Source organism: Mesorhizobium sp. M7D.F.Ca.US.004.03.1.1 (assembly GCF_003998635.1).
Taxonomy (GTDB): Bacteria; Pseudomonadota; Alphaproteobacteria; order Rhizobiales; family Rhizobiaceae; genus Mesorhizobium; species Mesorhizobium loti.
Genome location: NZ_RZQG01000426.1, coordinates 1 through 5,057, shown reverse-complemented (window position 1 = coordinate 5,057; position 5,057 = coordinate 1). Strand labels below are relative to the sequence as shown.

General features: G+C 64.4%; 4 protein-coding genes. All 4 read right to left on the bottom strand.

Features of this window, described 5'->3' with window-relative positions:
- The coding region (locus tag EN935_RS21775; protein WP_127373601.1) for a bifunctional [glutamine synthetase] adenylyltransferase/[glutamine synthetase]-adenylyl-L-tyrosine phosphorylase at positions 1 to 1,717 on the bottom strand (1,717 nt) is incomplete at its 3' end.
- Positions 1,717 to 3,192 (bottom strand): HAMP domain-containing sensor histidine kinase, encoded by a 1,476-nt coding sequence (locus EN935_RS21770; protein WP_127373600.1) that lies wholly within the window; start codon positions 3,190 to 3,192, stop codon positions 1,717 to 1,719. The genes EN935_RS21775 and EN935_RS21770, both read right to left, overlap by 1 nt.
- Before the next feature lie 7 nt (positions 3,193 to 3,199).
- Positions 3,200 to 3,874 (bottom strand): response regulator transcription factor, encoded by a 675-nt coding sequence (locus tag EN935_RS21765; protein WP_164757986.1) that lies wholly within the window; start codon positions 3,872 to 3,874, stop codon positions 3,200 to 3,202.
- 325 nt (positions 3,875 to 4,199) lie between these two features.
- The coding region (locus EN935_RS21760) for a PDZ domain-containing protein (RefSeq protein ID WP_127373599.1) at positions 4,200 to 5,057 on the bottom strand (858 nt) is incomplete at its 5' end.

The following is a 5,057-nucleotide window of genomic DNA, read 5'->3' as shown; positions in this document are numbered from 1 at the left end:
GCAGCAGGGAAAACAGCTGGATGCCGGCCGGCAGGCCGGCGAGAAACTCGTCGAAGCGCATCAGGGCTTCGTCCGCCCGGCGCGTCTGGCCGAAGGAGCGCAGCAGCGCCGGCGTCAGTTCCGTCAGCCGCTCGCGCGCCTCCGCCGACTGGGTGACGCGATAGCGGCCGAAATGCCAGCCGCGGATGACGCGGCAGATGTCGCTTGGCCGCTGAAAGCCGAGGCCGTGCAAGGTCTGCAACGTATCGGGATCGTCGACATCGCCGGTGAACACCAGATTGCCTATGCCCGTCGACAGTTCCGGCGCGGTTTCGAAAAGAGCCGCGTAATGGCGTTCCACCTGCTGCAGCGAGGCGCGGAATGCCAGGGCAAAGGCAGAAGCATCGGCAAAGCCGAGCATGCGGGCGATGCGTTCCAGTCCTTCATCGTCTTCCGGCAGCGTGTGCGTCTGCTCGTCGGCAACCATCTGCACGGCATGTTCGACGCGGCGCAGGAACCAGTATTGACGAGCCAACGCGTCGCACGCATCGGCGGTGATCCAGCCGCGTGCGGCGAGCTGGCCGAGCATCGGCACGGTCTCGCGGCCACGCAGTTCCGGGAAGCGTCCGCCGGCGATGAGTTGCTGGGTCTGGACGAAGAACTCGATCTCGCGGATTCCACCGCGCCCGAGCTTGACGTTGTGACCCTTGACGGCGATCTCGCCATGACCCTTGTGGGCGTGGATTTGGCGCTTGATCGAATGGACGTCGGCAATCGCCGCGTAGTCCATGTATTTGCGCCAGATGTAGGGCTGCAACTCCTTGAGGAAGGCAACGCCCGCGGCCAAATCTCCGGCCACCGGACGTGCCTTGATCATGGCGGCGCGCTCCCAGTTCTGGCCGCGTGCCTCATAGTAGCGCAGTGCCGCCTCAACCGGGATCGCCAGCGGGGTCGAACCGGGATCGGGGCGGAGCCTCAGATCGGTGCGGAAGACATAACCGTGCTCGGTGCGGTCCTGCAGGATGCGCACCAGGCGGCGCGTCAAGCGCGAGAACAGCTCGGTGGCATCGAGGGGATCAGCGACAGCGGGCGCTTCCGGATCGAAGAAAACCACAAGGTCGATGTCGGACGAGAAATTCAGCTCGTGCGCGCCGAGCTTGCCCATGCCGAGCAGGATCCAGCCCGATTGCTTCGACGGATTGTCGAGATCCCGCAGTTTGAGCTTGCCCTGGCCATGTGCGTCGCGCAGCAGGAAGTCGACAGCGGCGCGGGTGCAGGCATCGGCAAGGTCGCTCAGCCGCCGCACCGTCAGCGCCGTTTCGGCTTCGCCGGCAAGATCGGCCAGCGCGATCAGGAAATGCGCCTCGGCCTTCCATTGGCGCAGCTCCATCATCAGGCTGGATTCCGAGACCGCCTCGGCGAGATAGGCCTGGTCGATGGCAGCGCCGATCGCTTTCAGCCGAGCCTCGACGGGCTGGTCGAAGAGGCCGTCCAGAATCCGCGGCCGGCGGCGTGCCGTATCGCGCAGGAACGGAGACAGATCGAAAACGGCGGCGAGGAAATCCTGGCTCTCCCCTTTGCCGGCCAGGAACTTGGCCAACCGCGTCAGCCCTTCTTCCCGCGCCGCTGAAGCGATCTCGGCCAGTTCTTGCCGCGCATGGCCTTCATCCAGCGGAGCAAGCCTGGCCGCCGGCTTCAGCAGCCAATCCGTCGCCGCCCGCTTTGCAGCCGTGCTCATCAGTGATCCTCCCGTGCCGGGAAACTCATGACCACGGATAATCCGGGATTGCCAGGCAAGAGATCAAGCCGGCCATTGTGGAACGTCATGACGGCCTTGGCGAGACTGAGGCCAAGACCGGAACCCGGCTGCGAACGGCTCTTCTCCAGCCGCACGAAACGTTCCGTCGCACGGGCGCGGTCGCCGTCGTCGGGAATACCATGGCCATTGTCGGCGACCGACAGCCGAACGCCCGCACCGACCCGCTCAAGTGCCACGCGTACGGCCGGCTGGGCGGTGGCGTCGGTCGAATATTTGATGGCGTTGTCGACGATGTTCGACAGCGCCTGGCCGATCAGTTCGCGGTTGCCGTTGACGAAGGTCGCCTCTCGGACATCTGCCTCGAGCGAGACGCCCGCCTCCTCCGCCACCGGCTCATAGAGCTCGACGACATCGCGCACGGCTTCCGCAAGATCGACGCGGTTCGTATTTTCAGACGAGTAGCCAGCCTCCAGCCGGGAGATCATCAGGATGGCGTTGAAGGTTTTTATCAGCTGGTCGGACTCGGCGATGGTGCCTTCCAGCGCCTGCCGGTAGTCTGATGTCTTGTGCTTGCCCGAAAGCGTCGCTTCGGCCCGGTTGCGAAGCCGGGTCAGCGGCGTCTTCAGATCATGCGCGATGTTGTCGGAAACCTGCTTCAGACCCTCGTTGAGCGTGGCGATCCTGGCCAGCATGGCATTGAGGTTTTCGGAGAGCCGATCGAACTCGTCACCGGCCCCGGTCACCGGCAGCCGGCCCGACAGATCGCCGCCCATGATGCGGCGGCTAGCTTCCGACACGCTGTCGATGCGCTTCAGCGCGGCGCGGCCGACAAAGAACCAGATTAGCAGTCCGCCAAGCCCCATCATGCCGAGCGCCAGCATCAAAGCACGGCGGATGACAGCGCGGAACCGCTCCGGCTCGCCGAGGTCGCGGCCGACCAGCATGATCATCTGGTTCGGCAGCCGCAGCACCAGCGCAATGGCGTTGTGGCCCTTTTCGCCCTGCGCCTGCGCATCGCTCTGTTCGGATTGGGTGCTACCCTGCTCGGCTGGCAGATTGCGCAGACGCTCAAGTTCTCCTTCGCCAAAGCGCTGATAGGAGAAAGGGCTGCTGGTCCAGCCTTCGGCTTCGAGAACGCCAGGTTCGAGGCTCTGCACATTGCCGGTCAGGATCTGGCCGTTGGCGTCGGCGATCAGATAGAGGTTGGCGCCGGGCTGGCGCGAGCGCTGCTCCACCACGCGCACCAGGATCGGCAGACCGCCGCGCTGATAGGCGCGGGCAAGGCCGAGCACCTCGTCGTTGATGGTCTCCTGCGTCTGCGCGGTCAGCATGCGCGCCGACAGCGAGGTCATGTAGAAGACGAGCAGCACCGCGCAGAGCGCGAAGAGCAGGAGGTAGAGCGCCGAAAGCCGCGCTGCCGTCGTCTTCATGATGGCTGGCACGGAAAGAGCCATGCTGCTGCTAGCCGCTCTTCAGCATATAGCCGGCGCCGCGAACCGTATGCAGGATGGGCTTGTCGAAGCCCTTCTCGATCTTCCCGCGCAGCCGCGAGACATGGACGTCGATGACATTGGTCTGCGGATCGAAATGATAGTCCCAGACATTTTCCAGCAGCATGGTGCGCGTCACCACCTGGCCGGCATGCCGCATCAGATACTCCAGCAGGCGGAATTCACGCGGCTGCAGCGTGATCTCGCGCGCCGCGCGGCGCACCGAATGCGACAGCCTGTCGAGTTCGAGATCGCCGATGCGGTAGACGGTTTCCGCTTCCTTGGCGCTGGCGCGGCGGTTCAGCACCTCGACACGGGCCAGAAGCTCGGAGAAGGCATAGGGTTTCGTCAGGTAATCGTCGCCGCCGGCGCGGAGGCCGGTGACCCTGTCATCGACCTCGCCGAGCGCCGACAGGATCAGCACCGGCGTCGTGTTGCCCCTGGATCTCAGACCGGCGATGACCGACAGGCCGTCGCGACGCGGCATCATCCGGTCGATGACCATCACGTCGTAGTCGCCGGCATCGGCGAGCGCGAAGCCGGTTTCGCCGTCACCGGCGACATGCGCGGTGTGACCGGCCTCGGTAAAGGCTTTCTGCAAGTAATCCGCAGCCTCGCGATCGTCTTCTATGACGAGAATCTTCATAGGGCTGTTATACGCGATTTCGCCGGAAGGTTGAGTGGCAGACATCTGCATTGTGGCCTTTGCCAAAGCGCATCGCGATCAAGATCATCCGAAGCCGTGCGCGATAAGTCCTCGCTCCCGATGTTGTTGCGTCAGACCGCAGAAGCGCTTTTGAATTGTGCGGCAGCGGGCGATGGGAGGCCCGCTGCCGCCGGGGGAGAGCGCGATGACTGACTAACGCGCGCTCCTCCATGCTTTCCCGTGCGGCGGCTCGGGGGTGTTTGAAACTGCCGCACTGGAAAAGTCGAACAGCTTCCGAAACCGAACTCCGGTTCCGGAGCCAGCGTCAGCCCTTGGCGACGGGCAGCGCGACGAAACGATTGGCGTCGTCGTGGGTGATCTGCATCAGCACTGCCTTGCGGCCGGATTTGACTGCTTCGGCCATCGCCTTGGTGACGTCTTCGATGCCGTTCACTTCGTTCGAATTGACCGACGTGATGATGTCACCGGGCTGGATGCCGCGATCGGCGGCGTCGCTGTCGGGGTCGACATCGGTCACCACCAGCCCCTTGCCGTTTTCGGACTTGGTAACGGTCAGGCCGAGATCAGCGAGCGAATCTGGCTTGGCCGGAGCGGCGGGCTGCGGCTGGTCGGCAGACGCCTGCTTGTCGCTTGAGGGCAACGTGCCGAGATCGACCTTGACCGTCTGGCTCTTGCCGTCGCGCCACACGGTGACATCGACCGACTTGCCAGGCGAATAGGCGCCGATCAGCCGGGCCAGTTCCTTCGGCGAAGCAACGTCCTTGCCTTCGACCTGGGTGATCACGTCGCCGGCCGTGATACCGGCCTTCTTTCCTGGGCCGTTGTCCTGGGCGCTGGAAACCAGCGCGCCGTTGTTGGACTTCAGACCGAGCGACTCAGCGATGTCGGAAGTGACCGGCTGGATTTCGACACCGAGCCAGCCGCGCTGCACGGAACCGCTCTTCATCAGGTCCTCAACGACCTGCTTGGCGGTCGAGGCAGGGATGTCGAAGGCAATGCCGACGCTGCCGCCCGAAGGCGAGAAGATCGCGGTGTTGATGCCGACGACCTGACCGTCGAGGTCGAAGGTCGGGCCACCGGAATTACCCCGATTGACCGGAGCGTCGATCTGGATGAAATCGTCATACGGACCCGCGCCAATGTCACGGCCACGCGCCGAGAC